Raw genomic sequence first — 19,316 nt, 5'->3', positions numbered from 1 at the left:
GGGCAAGTAAGGTGTCAGTCGAACCCAAATGGTCGGAGAGACACCGGTCGCTACAATCGCTCCGAATGTGTGCTTTATACGCTTAGTTTTCGTGTTGCTGCGACAGAACAGTAAGCCGAATAAAGTCAGGATGATTTGATAGGGCAGGATTGGCTCCCTGGATAATGTGCAACAAAGTGCTCAGACCGCCATACAAATAGTGAACGTCCTGAGGGATTGTGGCGTGCAATAGCGACAGTATCTCTCTGGGATGTTCAGCGGCCAGACCACCATCCTCTAGGAGATGGAGTAGATAGCTAAAGTCCGCGGTTTGCCCTAAGTGATTTTTGAAACAAGCGAACGCTTCTTCAAACCCGTTTCGAGATACTGCTGTCATTTGAGCGAAGTACCGGAACGTTTTCGGGGTGCGTGATTCATGCTTGCTAGGCCAGAATTTCTTTACAAATGGTATGACCCGGTTCGTTAGGTACTCTTCTTGTTGTTCACCTGAGCTCTGCAAGGCTCGGAAGAGTGTTTCTGCGACGGTTTCGAGTTGCTCAACAGTGAGCTTAGCAAAAACTTGCCTCAATTCACTCGGACTAAAAACCGATGCTTCGCCTAGAGAAATGTAGGTTAAGAACCTCGCATATTGCTCTAAGCACTGCTCTTCCATATCGCCGATGTGGTCGGGAACTTCTAGAAATGGCGATTTGAGTAGTTCAAGCAGTGGCAGGTATATTCTTGGGGCGTGCAGAAAACTATCCCAGATCGCGGCGGCTTGTGTAACGTCTGGCTCCCATTCAAACGATGGTATCAAATACTGTTTGGTCCAGTCCCGGTCCACACGCAGTAACGGGATGACTTGTTGCGCTAGAACAACCGAGCCAATCCAAAGGGACTGATTGTCGGAATTACACATCTCTGAAAATCGATCCTTCAGCTCATCTGGAAGCCCCTGATCATCTTCGGGTTTCATTGAGAACCACCAGTTCAAGAGTGAACTTGCAGCATGACCAACTGGATGATTTATGGCTTGATTGAGCGAAAAATCGTCGGAAGCTTCGATATTTGTGGCGCCGGTTTCTATTATTCGGTTAACAAGCGCGAAGAACGTTTTTTCATGCTCCCTGACGTTCTTTGATATCCGATTTACCCACAATGCAACCGCATGCAGGACATCAACGAAGTACTCGTCAGGCATGCCCTCAATAACGGAGGATGCATACTTCCATGAACGGCCTAGAAGCTCGTCACTGGACCACGCGTACAAGGCCTCAGCCCAACGTTGAGGAAGCCACACATCTTCGCTTGCCAGGCTCCTTAACGCAAAGAACGAACGCCTAAAGTCATCGCGGCATCTCTCAGACCAATTGTCCCCGCTGAAAACATTTTCAGATGCGGGATTGTTTCGGAGCCACTCAACCAGCTTCTTTATATTCTTAGGTGATTGTTCGGCCGGCTGCTCTTCACCATTGGAGCTCCATATTGGGAATTCATCGCGCTCATCAGGTGACAATTTCCATTCTGGATATCTCTCTTCCACCGATGCGATGAAAGTGTCTGCATCTTCTGTTGCGGTGCCGCCATTGGAAAGGAGCTTTCTCAATCTCAACCAGCGCATTCGATCTGAATGACGCTGAAGCGTATCATCGCCAATATCATTTCTGAAGCGCGTCCTGGGAGGGCCTTGGACTATTGCAGCTTGAAGCCTCTCCATGTGGCTAACAGTCAAAATTGGACCGAACGAAACCAGCAAGCGCATCACCTCTCGCATTGTCGAGGTCGACCAAAGCCAATGCCCATCTTCTGCCAAGAGCCACGACGTCGCTGTGTCAAACGACACGAGATAGGGCCTCTGCGCCAACGCGAAAAAGACTAGCCGGCGGAATACGGCATGTTTAGAATTTGCCCAGATCGATAGCATCGCTTTTGCATTTTCACGATTGCGATCTGCAGTTGCCAACCAAGCGTCGCGACACAGGGTCACCAAGAGTGTCCAGTCGTTGTAATCCTTGTTTTGATTATGGTCTGAAATCGACGGGAGTTGTATGTAGCTGTAGTCTTTAAGCTCGGATGAAATTTCAGCTTCGCACATAAGGGCGAGCGTTTCCGACAACAATTCTGACATGTCGGTCAAAATATTTGCAAGAAAACTCTCGAATTGCTCGGTTTTTTGAATGCTCTCATATGCCGAATGAACGTGATCGGATGCCAACGCCACTTCCACGTTAGCAATCGATGAAATCTTTTCGCTTGTATCGATGGAAGGGTCTGTTCTGAAATAATATGGGCGTGAGATCCTTAGCGATGGACGCAGTGCATCCTTGAACTCTTGCCTTATAAGAATTGTGTCCCCATGTGTCTTGAAGCGCTTTTCCCACCCGTAAAGGCTGCCATTGTAGTGGCGTGATCGGGCGTACCCTGAAACTACAAAATCCCATAGCTTTCGCATGGTCGGGTTAAGGTGGTTAGCATCCTCTAGAGCTTTCCGAAGGTACCATTCGAAACGTGGACTTAGATTGCTACCTTGCCCAATTACCCAGAAAAGGGCCTCGGTTTCTTCCAGGTGTCTCACCAGCCACTGCGCAAGTGCCTTCATTACTTCGTCCCAATCGGAACCGTGTCTGGAATTGAGATCAACAATAGACATTTGAGGAGCTAGATGGGCTGGGGCAGGTCTTGATAGCAGGCTGAATTTGAATTCTTCGCTAGGCCATGTGGTAAAGAGATCACTTCTTGGCACTGCAAATCTGGGGAGATCATCAATACCAAATCTCCGTTTGGAGAACTCTTCCAACCATTCAATTGGTGGAACAGGATCGAGTTGAGCGAAGTGCTTCGCGGGTAAACCTGTTGGATCGCTCAGCGCCCAAATCATCCGCGTCACGAAATCATCCTGCACTGTGCTTCCACTTGGTTTATGGTGTGCATGACGCGCCACAATTGCCGACTTGCCATTAATGCCATCGCGATAGCTGTTGGCCCATGCATGGAGCGTTTCGTGCAGATAATAGTGATGGCTGTGGTTTTTATAGAGTATGGGAACTACGTGTTTGGTTACCCACTCGGAATGGACTCGATCCTTTTTGCTTGGCGTATAGTTTCCAAACGCATATGCGATCCGGGTGCTTTCACCCATCATGCTATCGGCTGCCAAAGCGTCCATCATGTACCGCAGAATGGGGTCGTTGATGCTGTACCCAATAAAACAGACTGTATAGTTACGAAATAGTTCAGACACAAAGCGCGCAGCCCATCTTTCCACAAGGTAAGCCAAGCCAAAGTCACCGCTTGTGGCAACGAGACTATTCAGGTTCGCTTCGGATCCTGATCCGTCTAACAGGCCGTGTAGGTAAATCAATCCGTCCCATCTGTTCTTTGGAATCGGTAGAAATGGGGCCGCATGTGTTGGTGTTTGGAGCTTTCTCGTCTCTATAACCTCTTCAAAAACTCGATCAAAATTCGTAGTAATAAGCCGCGTGGCACCCGAGCGTGTCTTGCTAAGTTGAAGGAGCGCCTCATGTGTCTGTGTCGATTTTTTGCCGCTTAAATTCGGTTGAAGCGCACTTGAAATTGCCTCACGCACCCTCTGTCTGCCGTTCGGGAGCCTTTGCTCCAAAAGGCCCAGTGTTGTGTCATAATTGTTGGCTTTTAATGCTTCGGCTTCGGCCCCACTGCATACCTCTCCGAGTACATCAAATACGGCTTTCACCAAACCTCTGAAGGTTGGCAGTTCTGCGGGGTAAGATATTCCTGCGCCGCAGAAGAAAACCACTTTCCCATCTTCATGAGCTTCTAAAAGGGCTTCTGGAATGTCCGGGCCATTGGGAATGTACTGCATATTGTACTCAACAAGTCAGGGTAGTGCTGCTCCACGGATAGTTTGACCATGCTTCCATGACAAGTGAAGTCTTTGGTCTTGGTCTACGCAGAATGGACATCAATTTTCGATCTTCTTAAAATCCGTTCAGGGCCGGGAGTGACGGCACATGTGCGTGCCCCGTGCGTCGCCGCATATATGGCCCCGAACGGCCATATTGCGCTAATCGAACAACAGTACGAGGATCCCCTTCTTCGAGAGGGTTACCCTCCTTGTCGCAATCGATCCTATGGTCGAGTGCGGCTTACCTAGTCAGCGGCTGCATAGTCGGAACGTGTTTCAGAACCTCTGAGGCAGCGGCAACTGGATCTTCGCTGTCGAACAGGGCCTTCAGTGGACGCAACGCATACTTCTTGAGGTCGTGCTCATTCCGAAGCGCAAAGATTGGGATGGAAAAGAAATATGAATAGTACTTGCCGTTAAGCGGCCATGCCCAGAGGCCGCTGCCAGCATGCGCGATGCTGGCCACATTTTCGTCCTTAGGCTCAAAGTTTTCGATCTCCCAGTAGTCATTAGGTGCATCTGAGGCGCGCCAGCCGAGGATTAGGCAAGCTTGGTCCAGCCACGGCCAATCGACAGATTTATCTTCGACCTCCTCTATATTGCAGAGGCGTACGATGAACGTCAGGGTGCCGAGCTGAATCGGCTTTGGAGGACGGCCCCGTTTAACCGGCGATAGCTCTGGGCGCCGCAGCACCTTGGCGTTGTAGGCATAGCCGGTCGCTAGCCAATCATCCTCATCCCCGGCGCCTTCGTCGCCTAGGTCCTCAATCGGCCCGAAGTATTCCTGACTCTTAACAGCCTCCCACAGGCTATCCATCAACGCACTCAGATCAGGAGCCGATCTTCGCAGGTTCTCCGCAGAGCGGAAGAGCCTTCGGCTGTTTTCAATGATCTCTGCGTCGGTCACTGCGCTTCTCCGAATGTATATTTTATGGACTGAGGTTCTTGCAGGGCCCGATCAAGCCATGGTGGATGTCCCGGCTTGCGGAACTGGAAGGATGCGCCGTCAGGATCGGCAATTGCAGAGAGCCCGGCGAATACGCGCCCCATATCCGTTTCTTGCAGGAAGGCGAGCATCGTCGCTTGCCACCGCCACAGCGGTGAGCGCCGCGGGGCGCTCGCTTTCTGAAGCTCCGCAGCGACGTCACGCCATGTCCGGCGGAATGCGCGCACGCCGCAGATCTCGTCTTCTACGCCGGCTTCTCCCAGCATGACGACGGCGGTGATGCTTTCGGTTCCCGCGGCTTCGACCTGTTGCTCAAGCTGACGCTCGGACAGGGGGGCGTGCCACTTCACTTCAACGACTGCGGTCCTGCCGGCCGATTTCAGAAGGATGTCGGGTTCGACATGCCTCCGCCCTGCGGGCCCTGCAAGGCGCGGCCAAAAGTCCAAGTCGATGTCATCTTCGGGTGTGAAGCCAGTTTCCTTGAATGCGTCACGCCCCAGCAGGATTTCGATCGCGCCATATCGATCCTCTGGCGACATCTGCGAGATCGAACCAAACACCGCAGATGTGACCATGTCTTCCTGCGGCCGCCGTTTGCCATAGAAGGACTTCGCGCTTTCAGCGTTGAAGAGCCAGTGGGCCTTCCGTCTCGCAACGGCTTCTAACATAGCACTACGCCTCCACAATCTGTCAGGAAGCTGGTCTAATGTAGGGGGATAGGCAACCCCGAACGCCTCACCGGCAGAAAAACGATGCGATGCCTGCTGATGTTGCGCCGCTACCTCCACTTGCTAGGATCGCCCGAAACACCGGAGCACTGACGTATGTACGATGAAAGCCCAGTACCGCGCGCGGATCTTCTGGCGATGATCTCAGACGAGATCTCGGAGGTCTATCCGGACTACGGTATCAAAAAGACCGAGGCTCTGGCCGTACGGGTCTTGGAGGACCTCTATATCTTGGCGAGATGTGCGATCAGCAAGTGCCGTCTGACCTACACCGATGCGATCATCCTTCGGGGATATGGGAATAGGCAAAATGGCAAATGGCTGGATGACGTCTACGGCTTTGCAATCTCTCCTTTGGGGTTCCCTGATCTCACCATGCTGGTGGTGAACGCGGCCACCGGGCAGCCCAGTGAGGACGCCTTCGAGGCACGCCGGAGCAAGCTCAGTGAGATACAGGTCTCAGAAGTCCCCCGGGAGCAGAACCGGTGCATTTGGTTCGATGGCTATGAGGCAGTGCTCGGGCCGCTGGAGCCTATTCCAAAGGAATATCACTATGCACGATCGGTGATGCCAGAGCCGCCACTGGAAACCGAGATCCGTCGGGCAGTCTCGAACGCGATACAGCGTGTGAATGGCGTCGGCAAGGTGACCATGAAGTTCGGCAAGGAGTACGCGGGCTCTGGGAGCTACTCGGAGCTCTGTCTTCTGACGAGCCAGCTTTTGAAAAAGCAGAAAGGTCGCTGCGCTTTGACCGGCCAGCCTTTCGAGAAGCGCTCGGCCGCGGAGGGGGGCGTCCAGGATGATCGAATGTCACTCGACCGGATCGACAATTCCCACGGCTACTACGATGGGAACGTCCAGCTTGTGACGCAGTTCGCAAACCGCGCACGCGGGCAGATGTCGGTCGAAGAAGCTCGGCGCCGACTCATTCAGCATGAGGAGCCTTGATCGCTCATATACCTGCGCCGTCACGGGAGCCCGGTTTGGGGAAGCTGCACCGCAGCAGAGCCCATCCCGGTGAATGGCCGCTTAGGGCCAGAGTATCACTGCGCCCTGCTGATGAATTTCCCTGAGGTCCTGCCTTCTCCTGTTAACCCATGCTCCATGTGAACCAGCCCTCCGCTGCTTGGCAAGCTGGGGGTTAAAAGTATCCTTGAATGGCAAGGGACTCGCTTTTGGCCTGTCCGGGGCGCCTCTGGCATACGACGTCCGCATGGTGTCAAGCAGCTCAAGGCCGGTTTACATAAGTCCGACTAACCCATTGAAATTCGGTGACCACTCCGCAGAGTGGTTTACAAAATTACGTAGCAAAATCAACGTTGCCGACGGATTGCAAATCCGTGTACACCGGTTCGATTCCGGTACTCGCCTCCAAACACCCCCCCTAGAAAATTGCGTCATAGCTTGTCTCCGCGATCTGACCGTGCGCGCCGGTGAGCTTGTGTGGCAGTGGCTGCATGAGTCTCAAGAGCTTGCAGGGCCCCGAGCGCGGCAGAACGTTCGAAACACGAGTTTCCCATACATATTCTGATCAACTTCTGACGTTGCGCCGCTGAAGCGCTCGCATCTTCAGCATCTTCGTGCACGAACCAGCGAAAACCAAAGAAGTGTATTTTACCGTTTGGTAAAAAAAACTTTGCTGACCTCAGACGGCCCGCGGGCCGCATGACACCTGTCCGAACAAGAGGTCGCACATGGAAATCGGGGTCTTTCTTCCCATCGGAAACAACGGCTGGCTCATCTCCGAGACCGCGCCGCAGTACAAGCCGAGCTTCGAGCTCAACAAGCAGATCACGATGAGCGCCGAAAAGCACGGGCTCGACTTCGTGCTCACCATGATCAAGCTGCGCGGCTTCGGCGGCAAGACGGAGTTCTGGGATCACAACCTGGAAAGCTTCACGTTGATGGCCGGTCTGGCGGCCTGCACCAGCAAGATCCGCCTCTATGCCACCGCCGCCTCGCTGGTGATGCCGCCGGCGATTGTGGCGCGCATGGCCGCGACCATCGATTCCATCTCGAACGGCCGTTTCGGGGTGAACCTGGTGACCGGCTGGCAAAAGCCCGAGTACACGCAGATGGGTATGTGGCCGGGCGACGAATTCTTCGGCACGCGCTACAAGTACCTCGGGGAATATGCGCAGGTGCTGCGCGACCTCTGGGAAACCGGCAAGAGCGATCTCAAGGGCGAGTTCTTCCAGATGGAGGACTGCCGTCTGAGCCCGCAGCCGCAGGCCGACATGAAGGTGATCTGCGCCGGCTCATCAGACGCGGGCATGGAGTTCTCGGCGACCTATGCCGACTACAACTTCTGCTTCGGCAAGGGGGTGAACACGCCCACGGCCTTCGCGCCCAACGCCGAACGGCTCAAGGAGGCCACCGCCAAGACCGGGCGCGACGTGTCCACCTACGCGCTCTTCATGATCATCGCCGATGAAACCGACGAGAAGGCCCGCGCCAAGTGGGACCTCTACAAGGAGGGCGCCGACCAGGAAGCGCTGTCCTGGCTCGGGTTGCAGAGCGCGGCGGACACCACCTCGGGTTCGGACACCAACGTGCGGCAGATGTCGGACCCGGTCTCGGCGGTGAACATCAACATGGGCACGCTGGTGGGTTCGTATGAGACCGTCGCGAAGATGCTCGACGAAGTGGCAGAGGTGCCCGGAACGGGCGGTGTGCTGCTGACCTTCGACGATTTCGTGCAGGGGGTCGAGGATTTCGGCTCCAAGATCCAGCCGCTCATGGCCTGCCGCAAGTCGGTGCAGGTCGCAGAACCCGCATGAGGACCGAGATGGAAGTTGCCGCACAACCCGAAGCCTTCGGCTTCGATCCAGAGACCACCGCGCTGATCGTGGTGGACATGCAGAACGCCTATGCGACCAAGGGCGGCTACGTCGACCTCGCGGGCTTCGACGTGTCGGGCGCGCGGTCCTGCATCGAGAACATCTCGAAGGTGACCAAGGCCTGCCGCGACGCCGGCGTGCTGGTCACCTTCCTGCAGAACGGCTGGGATCCGGCCTATGTCGAGGCCGGCGGGCCGGAATCTCCGAACGTCAAGAAATCCAACGCCATCAAGACCATGAAGAAGCGCCCAGAACTCTGGGGTCAGCTTCTGGCCAAGGGCGGCTGGGACTATGACATCATTGACGAGCTGAAGCCGCGGGAAGGCGATCTGTTGATCCCGAAGCCGCGCTACTCGGGCTTCTTCAACTCCTACCTCGACAGCGCGCTGCGCTCGCGCGGGATCAAGACGCTGATTTTCACCGGCATCGCCACCAACGTCTGCGTCGAAAGCTCGCTGCGCGATGCCTTCCACCTCGAGTACCACTGCCTGATGCTCGAGGACGCGACCAACCACCTCGGCCCGGACTTCATCCAGCAGGCCTCGGTCTACAACGTCGCCACCTTCTTCGGCTGGGTCGCCAAGACCGAAGACTTCTGCGCCGCACTCATCTCCAAGGAAGAAAAGGAACTTTCGAATGCCTAAGACTCCCGTGATCCCCGAAGGCACCGGCAAGCCGCTCGCACCCTACCTGCCGGGCGTGCTGGCCGACGGGGTTGTGTACGTGTCGGGCACGTTGCCCTTCGACAAGGAAAACAACGTCGTGCACGTGGGCGATGCGGCGGCGCAGACCAAGCACGTGCTGGAGACCATCAAGGCGGTGATCGAGAAAGCCGGCGGCACGATGGACGACGTGGTGATGAACCATATCTTCGTCACCGACTGGGCCAACTACGCCGCGGTGAACGAGGTCTATGCGACCTATTTCCCGGGCGACAAGCCGGCGCGCTACTGCATCCAATGCGGGCTGGTGAAGCCCGATGCGCTGGTCGAGATCGCCACGGTCGCGGTCATCAAGTGATGGAATTCACCCATCTCAAGTGCGGGCGCGAGGGCGCCCGCACGCTTGTCCTGTGCTCTGGTCTCGGCGGTGCGCAGGGCTATTGGGCACCGCATCTCGAGGCTCTCGAGCCAGCCTTCGATCTGATCCTCTATGACCAGCGCGGCACGGGCGCGAATGGCTGCGATCTGGGGCCGACCTCGATCAAGGACATGGCCGACGACATTCTCGAAGTCTGCGACGCCGCCGGTGTCGGGGACTTCGACCTGATGGGCCATGCGCTCGGCGGGCTGGTAGGCTTCGATCTGGCCGCCCGCCCGGAGCGGCGCGTCGGGCGCGTAGTGGCGATCAACGCCTGGCCCGAGATCGATGCCCATACGGCGCGCTGCTTCGACATCCGGCTGGCGACGCTGGCGGGGCAGGGGCTGCCAGCCTTCGCCGCGTTGCAGATGAACTTCCTCTACCCGCCGTTCTGGATTGCGGCGCATCCCGAGAAGATCGCGACCGAGGAAGCCCATGCCGTGGCGCATTTCCAGGGGGTGGAAAACATTACCCACCGCATCAATGCGCTGCGCGATTTCTGCCTGCCGCAGATCGCCGACGGATCGGGCATCCTGCTGATCGCCAGCAAGGATGACGCGCTGGTGGATGTGGCGCAGTCCGAGCGGCTTGCGGCACGCATCCCGGGCGCCAAGCTTGTGATCTTGGATCAGGGCGGCCATGCGATGAATCTGACCATGCGCGTGGAATTCGAGGCCGAGGTCCTGCCGTTCTTGTCGGCAGGCTGATCTTTGCGTCGCGTCGGCCCGTCAGTGCGGGCTGGCGCTTTGCCGCCAGGGTGAAGGCATCCCGCCTTACTTGGGACAAAGCACTGAACTCGAGGGTGGAGGCGCGATCCCACTGCCCCGGGCTGGCGCTGGACAATCCCTGCCCGCGCTTGCACCCTCCGCCTTACTCACCGAAAAGGATCCGCCGCATGGCCCACGAGATGCAGAAGCCTGCCGCCCCCGCGCCGCTGCGCAATGTCGATCTGGGCACCGACGCGATCCAACTTGCGCGGGTCGATCTCGCCGCGACCCTGCGCATGGCGGCGCGCTACGGGCTGGAAGAGGGCATCTGCAACCATTTCTCCGCCGTGGTGCCCGGCCATCCCGATCTCTTCCTCGTCAACCGGCTGGGCGATGCCTTTGCAGAGGCCAGGGCCTCCAGCCTGCTGATCTGCGATTTCGACGGTCACGTGCTGCAGGGCGATGGAGAACCCGAGGCCACCGCCTTTTACATCCATGCCCGTCTGCACAAGCGGCACCCGCGCGTCGGCGCGGCGTTCCACACCCACATGCCCAACGCCACCGCACTGACGATGATCGAGGGCGAGCCCCTGGTCTGGGCCGGGCAGACCGCGCTGAAATTCTACGGCCGTACCGTGGTGGACGAGGCCTACAACGGGCTGGCGCTCGACAACGCCGAGGGCGACCGTATCGCCGAGGCGATGGGCGAGGCCGACATTGTTTTCATGCGCAACCACGGCGTCATGGTCTGCGCGCCGAATATCGCCGAGGCTTGGGATGATCTCTACTACCTCGAGCGCGCCGCCGAAGTGCAACTCAAGGCGATGAGCTCGGGTCGCCCGCTGATCCCCGTTGCGAAGGAGCTTGCCGAAAGAACGGCAAGACTGATGCGCGAGGGCGACCCTGAAAGCGCGCGCATGCATCTCGAGAGCATCAAGCGTCAGCTCGACCTGACCTCGCCCGGTTTCCGGGACTGAGGCGCGACGGCGTCAGGCGACGATCACCTCAACCTGCGCCGCCGCGAGCGCGTCGGCAAAGGCGCCCTGCGGCGCGGCATCGGTCACCAGGGTGTCGATCTTCTCGAGCGCGGCCACCTGCACCAGCGCGGGCAGGCCGAACTTGCTGCTGTCGGCCAGCACCACGCAACGCCCGGCACGGGCGGCAAAGGTGCGCTTCATCTCGGCATCCTCGATGCAAAGATCGAAGATGCCCTCCCCGGAGATCGAGGCGACACCAAGGAACACCGTGTCGAACCACAGCTTCCCGGCCTGCTCCATCGCCACCGGGCCGACCAGCGACATCGCGGCGGGGCGGATCCGGCCGCCCAGCATGTAGACCTCGGCTTGGGATTCGAGCGCCGCGATGCGCAGGTTGTTGGTGAACAGGCGACGCCGGGCATCACCGACCATCAGCCGGGCCAGCTCCAGAACCGTGGTGCCCACGTCCAGTGCCACCATGTCCGTCGGACTGGTCAGCGCCAGCGCCTGCCGTGCAATGCGCGCCTTGGCCCCGGCGTTGCGGTTCTGTCGCTCGCAGAAGAAGGGCGCGGGCACCGGATCTGGCAGCCCGCCGTCCCCCAGAACGGCGCCCCCGTGGGTGCGGCGCAAGTCCCCCCGGTCCTCCAACTCGCGCAGGTCGCGGCGCACGGTCATCTCTGAGACGCCGAAATGTCCCGCGAGATCCGCTGACGACAGAAAACCGGCCTTGCGGATCATCTGCGCGATGCGATCCTTGCGAACCTCGCCCATCATGCGGGGCTGGGAGACATCCTTTTCGGCGGTCATGATCTCTCGGCCACGCCCCTACCGCGAACGTCTCACGGGGTCTTTGGCAGGGCGGGCACGTGCCTCCTTGGGGCAGGGGCACCTGACAGGCGCGCGGGCTGCGCGGGTGTCGGTGCCGATGGTCACAGTCTAGCACGAGGCAACATGAGCGAACAAAAGATAACGTGAAGTAAAGGGCGCTCGCCGCTGCTGCCCGGTCGCGCTGCATTCATATGCGACGCAACGTCCCTTTCCAAGGTCCGTGAAAGGGCAGTACACATCGGGGCATGAGCCGTTTGCGCGCCTTTCGTCTGACCCTGCCTCTCGTCATCCTTGCGGTGGCGCTGGCCAGCGTCGTCTTTGCGGCGCGTATGGCGCCCGAGGAACCGGCGGAGGCAAGCCTGCGCGGCTACCTCGCGATGGGTGGAACCCTGGCCGACCTCTGCGAAGGTGACACCTTCCACCACGCGCACCATTGTCCGGTCTGCAACCTCTTGCCCGAGGTGCCCGAAATTGCGCCGGCTGCCCTGACGCACAGGATCGATCACCGCTTCCAGGTGGCGGCCCTGCGCGAGCTCGGTCTGGTGCCGCAGCAGGCTTATCCGCGAAACTCTCCGCGCGCGCCCCCGGCGCAGGTCTGATCCGGAGCCGCGGCGCGAGGCCGCTTTCCCGAACAGACCCCAGGGCCGCATGGCCCGAGACATGTCCCGCGCAGGCAGCGGTGCGTCCGCGCGCGCGTCGGAGGAGAGAAAAAATGAAGACCCCCCTGATCACCGCCCTCGGCCTTGCCCTGCTGTCCACCGCGGGCGCCCATGCCGGCAACGAGCTTGCAGGGCACGAGATGAGCAAAGCCCAGCACGTGGGAATGCGGGCCGATGCGAGCTACGAGATCGGCGCCCTACGCATCGAGAAGCCCTTCTCGCGTGCCAGCCTGCCCAACCAACCGGTGGGCGGCGGTTTCTTCACGGTGACCAACACCGGCACCGAGGATGACCGGCTGGTCGCCGCGGGCACCTCGGCGGACCTCGCCGACCACATGGAAATCCACGAGATGGCCATGGAAGGGCAGGTGATGAAGATGCGCGCGCTGCCGGACGGGCTGGTGATCCCCGCGGGCGAGACTGTCGAGTTGAAGCCGGGCGGCTATCACCTGATGCTCATGGGGCTTAAGCAGCCGCTGGTGATGGGCGAGAGCGTGACCATCTCCCTCACCTTCGAGAAGGCTGGCACGATCGAGGTGCCGCTGGCCATCGGCGCGCCCAACGCCAAGGGCGCGGGCCACGGCCAGATGACCCACGGCAACTGAGGGCTGGGCGCGTGACGAAACAAGGCATCACCACGATCCGCATCGCGCTCTGGGGTTTGGTCTTCCTTGCCCTCCTCGCCCTGCTCTGGTTCCGCGTCGTTGCCCCGCGGCTGGAGCAGGACGTGACGGCCTCGCTGGGCCGGGGCGACTATCACCTGACCGCCACCGACGGCAGCACCTTTACCCAGGACAGCCTGAAAGGCGCGCCCTCGGCGGTGTTCTTCGGGTTCACCCATTGCCCCGAGGTCTGTCCGACCACCCTGGGCGACATCGCCACGTGGCAGGAGGGGCTCGGTGAGGCGGGCGAGGCGCTGCGCGTCTATTTCGTCACCGTCGACCCCGAGCGCGACACGCCCGAGCAGCTGGAGCAATACGTCTCCTGGGTGCCCGGCGTGCTGGGGGTTTCGGGCGCGCGCGAGGAGATGGACAAGGCGATCAAGGCCTTCCGCATCTATGCCCGGCAGGTGGCGCTGGATGATGGGGGTTACACCATGGATCACTCCGCCATGGTGCTGCTCTTCGACGAGGGCGGCGATTACGCCGGACTGATCAACTACCAGGAAGACTACGACCGGGCGCTCGGCAAGCTGCGCGCGCTGGTCGGGGCCTCCTGAACGTCGGGCCGGAAAACCCGCCCGGTGGCAAGGGCTTGCCGATGGTCCGGCAGGCCCTTGCCGAGGCGTCCGGGGCGGGTCAGTCTGCCTGCAAAACCTACAAAGGGGCGGAGCGGGCAGATGGGCAGCACAAGACGGACTTTCCTGATCACGGGCGGGGCGATGGCCCTACTGGCGGGCTGCGGAGGCGGCGGATATTCGGGCGGTGCGAGCGCGCCGGACGATCCCATGCTGCGACCCCAGCCGAACCCCGGCTGGGATGCCTGGGTCGCCTCATTCCGGGGCAGGGCGCTGTCGCAGGGCATCTCGGCAAGCACCTATGACGGGGCCTTCCGGTCGGCGGGTTTCCTGCCCGGGGTGGTCGAGCGCGACCGCAGCCAGACCGAGTTCACCCGCACGCTCGAGGATTACCTCGCGATCACCGCGAACGAGCAGAAGGTCAGCCAGGGGCGGGCCGAGCTACGCCGCAACATGGATGTGCTGCGCCAGATCGAAGCGCGCTACGGGGTCCCGCCGCATGTGGTCTGCGCGGTCTGGGGCATGGAGAGCAGCTACGGCACCCGGCGCGGCAACATCCCGGTGATTTCGGCCTGCTCCACGCTGGCCTACGACGGGCGGCGCGGGGCCTTCTTCGAGGCACAGACCCTCGCGGCCCTGCGCATCCTCGAACGCGGCGACATCGACCCGGCGCATCTGACCGGCAGCTGGGCCGGGGCCATGGGGCACACGCAGTTCATCCCCACCACCTACCAGAGCTACGCGGTCGACTTCCGGGGCGACGGGCGACGCGACATCTGGTCGGACGATCCGACCGACGGGCTGGCCTCCACCGCCAACTACCTGTCGCGCAGCGGCTGGCGGCGCGGCGAGCCCTGGGGGCTCGAGGTGGTGCTTCCCTCCGGCGGTGCCTCCATGGCGGGCGGTACCCGCAGCGGCGCGGGCTGGGCCTCGGCAGGTGTCCGGCCGGCGGCGGGTGGATCGCTGCCCTCGGGGTCCGGCAAGCTGCTGCTGCCGCAGGGCGCGAGCGGCCCGGCATTCCTCGTTTACCGCAACTTCAACGTGATCCTGCGCTACAACAACGCGCAGAATTACGGCATCGGCGTCGGCCACCTGTCGGACCGGCTGCTCGGAGCGGGACCGATCCGCGGGGGCTTTCCGCCGGATCGCTACGGGCTGACCATCGATGACCGGCGCGAGTTGCAGGGCCGGCTCAACAGCGCGGGCTTCGACGCCGGCACGCCTGACGGGGTGTTGGGCAAGAAGACCACCGCCGCAATCGAGGGCTATCAGGCGCGCGCAGGCCTGCCGGTCACCGGCGAGCCGTCGCAGGGCCTTCTGGCACGGTTGCGGCGCGGCTGAGCGCCGCGCCACCTTCGCTCCTCAGGCAGGGTCAGACCCCTGCGGTGCCGCCAAGCGCCGCCTGCAGGTCGGCCAGCGTCTTTTTCTCGGCGTCGGAAACGGCCTCGCCGCCGAAGCCGAGAAAGCCGCCCTCCTTGGCCGCCTCTGCAGTGCGGGTCGCGGTGTCGATCAGGAACTCCGAGAAGGCCCCCGCTTCTTCCGGGACGGTGGTCTTTACAGTGCCGAGGATCTCCGACAGGCGGGCGATTGCGGCTTCAGTGATCTCTGGCGGCTTCTTGCCCTTCACCAGCGCCTTCACCCCGTCCATCGCGGTCGAGCGGCCCTCTGAGGTCTTGTAGGCCTCGGCCACCTCGGCGGCGAGCGTGCCGGCGGAGGCATCTTTCAGCGAGCCGGCCATGGCCGCGCTTTCCTGAACCGCGCCGATCAGCCCCCCGGGATCGGCGGCGGTGATCGCCAACCCCGAGAGCATCGGGGCCTCGAGAACCATCGCCCAGTCGGTCTCGGAGAATTTTTCCTTGAGTGCCATGAGTGCCTCCGCTCAATCGTTGTGTGAGTCCGTTGCGGGTGTCCCGGGGAAGGCCTATGGGTAGTCCGCCGCTATGACGCGGCTTTCCCGGACGTGAGCCCGAGGCTGGGTGCAGGCTGAAAACAGGTACCTGCGCTTGTCTGAAATGATCGGGTCCGACCTCAATCTTCTGGTCGGCCCCCGGGGTCTAAGGTCCTGAACCGGAACGTTTGGATGCTAGCTCAACCATCGCGGGTGATCCAGCGTGCGCCCGGTGGACCGGCGTCTATGCGCGCACGGTGATCGGATTTCCGCCGATGCCCTGCAGGCCCGGCGGGGGCGCGGCATGGCGCTCCAGCCCGCGATAGAGCGCGTCTGCCTCGGCGAAGAGCGCGGGGGTGTAGAGATCCTGCGGCGCGCGGTCGGGCGTCGGGCGGAAATGGGTGCTGAAGTTCACCCCCGCCGGATCGACGTCCAGCTGCGCGCAAAGCGCCTCAAGCGTCTCCTGCGGCTCCGCCCGCATGTCGTCCTGCAGCACGAAGAGGCAGCGGTCCTTGTAGCGCTCGACATGGCGGAAGGCGTGCAGCCAGTAGTCCATCCAGTGGTCGGGCGTGACGGGATCGAAGGCCTCGGGATCGAAGCCGGGAAAGAGCAGCGGCTTGTGGATCTGGCCGAATTCGAAGTGACCGATGTCGCGCATGTAGCGGCGGATGAACTCGTCGTCTTTCTGCAGCTTCAGGAAGTTCAGGTGCTGGCGCAGCAAAGAAGCGGCATGGGTCTCGGGGCGGCGCAGCGGCACCACGATCCGGCAGCCGGGGAAGGCCTCGAGCAGATAGGGGATGCGGGCGATGTTGGCATTGTTCTTCGAGCAGTAGCGGGCTGCTCCGGGCGCCGCGCGCCGGGCGTGGATCACCTTGCGCATCTGCCGGGAGATGAAGGCCTCGGCCTCTGGAGCGCGGTCGGACGTGTCCCACAGAGCGATCCCCTCGGACCGGTACTTGCCGGGCCAGAGGGTCTTCCACAGCACCTCCTCGAAGGCCTCCGGGCTGTCGAGGTCGATCTCCAGCCCGTCGCCATGCGCCCGCTCGTGGCGTCCGACGTCGCGCCCGCGTCCACCGGCGAGACGGTTCCACAGCGCGGGGGCGGTGACGAAGGGCATGTCGCGGTAGGTGTGCGTGGCGATGCCCGGCACCTCGTGCAGGGCGTTGAGCAGCGCGGTGGTGCCGCCGCGCGCCAGCGAGGTGATGAAGATCGGCGGGCCGTCTGGGGCCTGGACCGCGTCCGGCATCAGCCTGTCCTCGAGCTTAGAGGCGCCCTTCATCACCGCCGGGCTGGAAAAGGCCAGCATGTGGAAGAAGCGATCCGCGGTGGAATAGCGGTTGATCTCGGGCAGGGCCTCGGGGTCGTGCCGTGCCGGGCCGCGCAGGCGCCGGAGCAGGTGCGCCCCCGCAAGCACTGCCACCGAGACGATGAAGAGGTAGTCGAGCCGCATCATCAGTGTCAGTACCGCCTCGGCCGGTACGAGCCCCACCTGATCGGCGGTGAAGATCGGCAGCGCCGCAAGGGCAAGCGACAGGGCGAGGCGCCAGCACAGGCCGAAGGCGGCGCGGATCAGCGCAAAGCCGGCGCGGCGCACCGCAACCTCCTTCGCATCGTCGTCCAGCTCGCTGTCCATCATCGCGGTGATGCCGGCCATGGCGGTGCCCATGGCAGAGCGTGCGACCGTCGCCACGTGGCTGCGCCAGAGCCCGATCCCGAAACCGGCCACGGCGAGCAGAGAGACGGCGAGGGCAACCATCATTTGCGGGTATCGCTCGCGGTATCTCCGCGCGCGGCGGCCCGGTTCCTCAGCATCCGCTTGAGCGGATACCACACCAGGCCAACCAGCAGCAGCAGGACTCCCAGCAGGATCGCCAGGGTCACGGCGATCGCGCCGAGGCCGGCTCCCGGACCGATATAGGCCGAGGCGGGGTCGGGCATCGCGATCACGAATGCCAGGAGGAAAAGCGCCGCTGCGCGTACGTTGCTCGTCATCTGTCGCTGTCTCCTTTTGGTGCGGGGGAGGCCGCTCGTTTCCGTGGTCCGGCTACTCGCCGGCGCAGCTCTCCCAGGCGGTTTCGAAGTGCTCGGGCGGATAGGCATCGGCATTGGTGATCTCGCCGACGCTGTCTGCGTCGAAGGCGTTGACGTATTCCCAGACCACCTTGCCGGCAGCGTCGGTCTCGATCACCCGGCCGCCGTCGAATTCGGCGATCACCATGCCGCCGCCGGGCCGGATCTCGTGCTGGCCGCGGATGGCCGAGAGCATCTCCTGTCCCGGCGCCTCGCCGAAGAGCACCTCGACCTCGCCGCTTTCGGGGTCCACGGCGGTGATGTTGGTGACCGGCGGGGTCGACAGATCGAGCACCTCGTCCGGGTAGACGGTGCGGTAGACGTTGTTGTTGAAGATCGAGATGCGCCCGTCGGGAAGGAACTCGGGGTCGTGCTGGCGAAGCCACGGTCCGGTCTGGTGCCATTTCACGTCCCAGCTGAGCGGATCGACGACCATGACTAGGTTGAGGTCGCGCATCGACAGCAGCAGGTCACCCGTGTCGAAGCGCGGGAAGGCATCTGCGTAAACGGAGGAGAGCTCGGCCACCTTGTTGGCGTGGACCAGCTCGCCCCGATCGGCGGACTCGCGGCTGAAATCCTCGCCGTTGGCGGTCAGCAGCGCCTCGAGGTGGGCGTCGCGCATCAGCTGCGGGATCGACACCTCCAGCAGGATCTCCCCGTCCTCGCTGATCTTCATGATGGTGTCCTCCTTGATCTCCTGATCGGTCGCGGAGGTCGAGAAGGGCGGCATGCGGGCGGGCGCGTCGGCGGCGGTCCAGCGCTGGCGCCCCAGCAGCCAGTAACCGCCCCCCGCGGCGGGGACGATCGAATGGTGTGTGCGGTCGTTCAGGGTCCAGACCACGTCGCCACAGGGCGACAGCTTCACCGTGCCGCAGTACTCGTAGTTGAAGACCACTTCGCCCCGGCGCGTGACCAGCGCGCCATGCTGGTCCACGTTGAGGGTGGTGGCCAGCGCGCACATCCGGGTCTCCGCGTCGGGGAAATGCGTGAAGTAGTCGAGCGACCACTTGCGCATCACGCTGCCGTCGCGGTGCACCAGCCGGGCCTGGTTCTCGTCGTCGAAAAAGCCGGCCATGAAGACCAGAGCGCCATCGTCGCCGATCTCGTTGACGACGACTCCCTCGCCCAGGCCGCGCGACGGCTGCAGGTGGTGGCGCCGGGGATGGCTCGTCAGGTCATTGTGCCCGAGGGTGGTGAGCATGTCATAGGCGAATTCGAGCTGCGGAGCGGGAAACAGGTTCTTTCGGGTTGCGAGCGCGCCGTAGAGGAAACCAGCGCCAAGAACGGCGAGGATCAGGCAAAACGAGAATACGCGCCGCGCGATCTTGTCGGAGGCTTGCGACATAATGACTGGCTTTCAAATTCTGACCTGCCCCGGAAATCACTGGGGCTGACCCGGCAAAAACATTCGGGCGTGGGGCAGTCTTGAACAGAGATTGTGGAATCGCAAGCTTTTCCTAGGAAAAACGGCACAGTAGCGCGGTTTTCTGTCCT

General features: G+C 61.5%; 18 protein-coding genes. 10 read left to right on the top strand and 8 right to left on the bottom strand.

The features are described from left to right. Positions 1-82 precede the first annotated feature (82 nt). From dsr1 to BM397_RS07975, 3 genes are all read right to left on the bottom strand, one after another. Positions 83-3,820: an anti-phage defense-associated sirtuin Dsr1 gene (dsr1, locus tag BM397_RS07985; RefSeq protein WP_092422801.1), complete on the bottom strand. Its 3,738-nt coding sequence runs from the start codon at positions 3,818-3,820 to the stop codon at positions 83-85. A 283-nt stretch (positions 3,821-4,103) separates the two neighbouring features. Beyond that, positions 4,104-4,769 (bottom strand): hypothetical protein, encoded by a 666-nt coding sequence (locus BM397_RS07980; protein ID WP_092422799.1) that lies wholly within the window; start codon positions 4,767-4,769, stop codon positions 4,104-4,106. Beyond that, complete coding sequence (locus BM397_RS07975; RefSeq protein WP_092422797.1) at positions 4,766-5,476, bottom strand: hypothetical protein; 711 nt, start codon at positions 5,474-5,476, stop codon at positions 4,766-4,768. Before BM397_RS07975 ends, BM397_RS07980 begins: the two co-directional genes overlap by 4 nt. 156 nt (positions 5,477-5,632) lie before the next feature. Here BM397_RS07975 and BM397_RS07970 point away from each other — a divergent pair, with 156 nt between their 5' ends. The 6 genes from BM397_RS07970 (at position 5,633) to BM397_RS07945 (ending at position 11,140) form a co-directional block, all read left to right on the top strand. Further along, positions 5,633-6,484, top strand: a complete 852-nt coding sequence (locus BM397_RS07970; protein WP_092422795.1) for a hypothetical protein — start codon at positions 5,633-5,635, stop codon at positions 6,482-6,484. A 746-nt stretch (positions 6,485-7,230) separates the two neighbouring features. Beyond that, on the top strand, positions 7,231-8,316 hold the full coding sequence (gene rutA / locus BM397_RS07965) for a pyrimidine utilization protein A (RefSeq protein WP_092422793.1): 1,086 nt from the start codon (positions 7,231-7,233) through the stop codon (positions 8,314-8,316). Next, the gene (locus BM397_RS07960) at positions 8,313-9,020 is read left to right on the top strand and encodes an isochorismatase family protein (protein WP_092422791.1); all 708 of its coding nucleotides are present in this window, start codon (positions 8,313-8,315) and stop codon (positions 9,018-9,020) included. Before rutA ends, BM397_RS07960 begins: the two co-directional genes overlap by 4 nt. Continuing rightward, positions 9,013-9,396: a pyrimidine utilization protein C gene (rutC, locus tag BM397_RS07955; RefSeq protein WP_092422789.1), complete on the top strand. Its 384-nt coding sequence runs from the start codon at positions 9,013-9,015 to the stop codon at positions 9,394-9,396. Before BM397_RS07960 ends, rutC begins: the two co-directional genes overlap by 8 nt. Continuing rightward, positions 9,396-10,163, top strand: a complete 768-nt coding sequence (gene rutD, locus BM397_RS07950; protein WP_092422787.1) for a pyrimidine utilization protein D — start codon at positions 9,396-9,398, stop codon at positions 10,161-10,163. The genes rutC and rutD overlap by 1 nt, the downstream gene beginning before the upstream one ends. A gap of 188 nt (positions 10,164-10,351) precedes the next feature. Then, on the top strand, positions 10,352-11,140 hold the full coding sequence (locus BM397_RS07945) for an aldolase (RefSeq protein ID WP_092422785.1): 789 nt from the start codon (positions 10,352-10,354) through the stop codon (positions 11,138-11,140). A gap of 12 nt (positions 11,141-11,152) precedes the next feature. Here BM397_RS07945 and BM397_RS07940 read toward each other — a convergent pair whose 3' ends face one another. Next, positions 11,153-11,947 carry a DeoR/GlpR family DNA-binding transcription regulator gene (locus BM397_RS07940; RefSeq protein ID WP_092422783.1) on the bottom strand — a complete coding sequence of 265 codons (795 nt, stop codon included), beginning with the start codon at positions 11,945-11,947 and terminating at the stop codon, positions 11,153-11,155. Between the two features lie 266 nt (positions 11,948-12,213). Here BM397_RS07940 and BM397_RS07935 point away from each other — a divergent pair, with 266 nt between their 5' ends. The 4 genes from BM397_RS07935 to BM397_RS07920 all read left to right on the top strand — a co-directional run bounded on the left by BM397_RS07935 (position 12,214) and on the right by BM397_RS07920 (position 15,205). Continuing rightward, entirely contained in the window at positions 12,214-12,567 is a 354-nt protein-coding gene (locus BM397_RS07935; protein ID WP_092422780.1) for a hypothetical protein, read from the top strand. A gap of 113 nt (positions 12,568-12,680) precedes the next feature. Continuing rightward, entirely contained in the window at positions 12,681-13,232 is a 552-nt protein-coding gene (locus BM397_RS07930) for a copper chaperone PCu(A)C (RefSeq protein WP_092422777.1), read from the top strand. Between the two features lie 11 nt (positions 13,233-13,243). Then, on the top strand, positions 13,244-13,846 hold the full coding sequence (locus BM397_RS07925; RefSeq protein ID WP_092422774.1) for an SCO family protein: 603 nt from the start codon (positions 13,244-13,246) through the stop codon (positions 13,844-13,846). Positions 13,847-13,966: 120 nt separating this feature from the next. Further along, positions 13,967-15,205: a lytic murein transglycosylase gene (locus BM397_RS07920; protein ID WP_092422772.1), complete on the top strand. Its 1,239-nt coding sequence runs from the start codon at positions 13,967-13,969 to the stop codon at positions 15,203-15,205. A 31-nt stretch (positions 15,206-15,236) separates the two neighbouring features. Here the strand turns inward: BM397_RS07920 and BM397_RS07915 are convergent, their stop codons facing one another. The 4 genes from BM397_RS07915 to BM397_RS07900 form a co-directional block, all read right to left on the bottom strand. Next, positions 15,237-15,731 carry a hypothetical protein gene (locus BM397_RS07915; protein WP_092422769.1) on the bottom strand — a complete coding sequence of 165 codons (495 nt, stop codon included), beginning with the start codon at positions 15,729-15,731 and terminating at the stop codon, positions 15,237-15,239. A gap of 265 nt (positions 15,732-15,996) precedes the next feature. After that, a complete protein-coding gene (locus BM397_RS07910; RefSeq protein WP_092422766.1) occupies positions 15,997-17,511 on the bottom strand; it encodes a sulfotransferase in 1,515 nt (504 codons plus the stop codon). Continuing rightward, positions 17,508-17,744: a hypothetical protein gene (locus BM397_RS07905; protein ID WP_245696019.1), complete on the bottom strand. Its 237-nt coding sequence runs from the start codon at positions 17,742-17,744 to the stop codon at positions 17,508-17,510. The genes BM397_RS07910 and BM397_RS07905 overlap by 4 nt, the downstream gene beginning before the upstream one ends. A gap of 52 nt (positions 17,745-17,796) precedes the next feature. After that, entirely contained in the window at positions 17,797-19,167 is a 1,371-nt protein-coding gene (locus BM397_RS07900) for an arylsulfotransferase family protein (protein WP_092422763.1), read from the bottom strand. Positions 19,168-19,316: the final 149 nt, after the last annotated feature.

The sequence above is a fragment of the Alloyangia pacifica genome, from assembly GCF_900116195.1.
Classification (GTDB): Bacteria; Pseudomonadota; Alphaproteobacteria; order Rhodobacterales; family Rhodobacteraceae; genus Salipiger; species Salipiger pacificus.
Note: the sequence above shows the minus strand (reverse complement) of the source record. Positions and strands in the feature narration are given on the sequence as shown.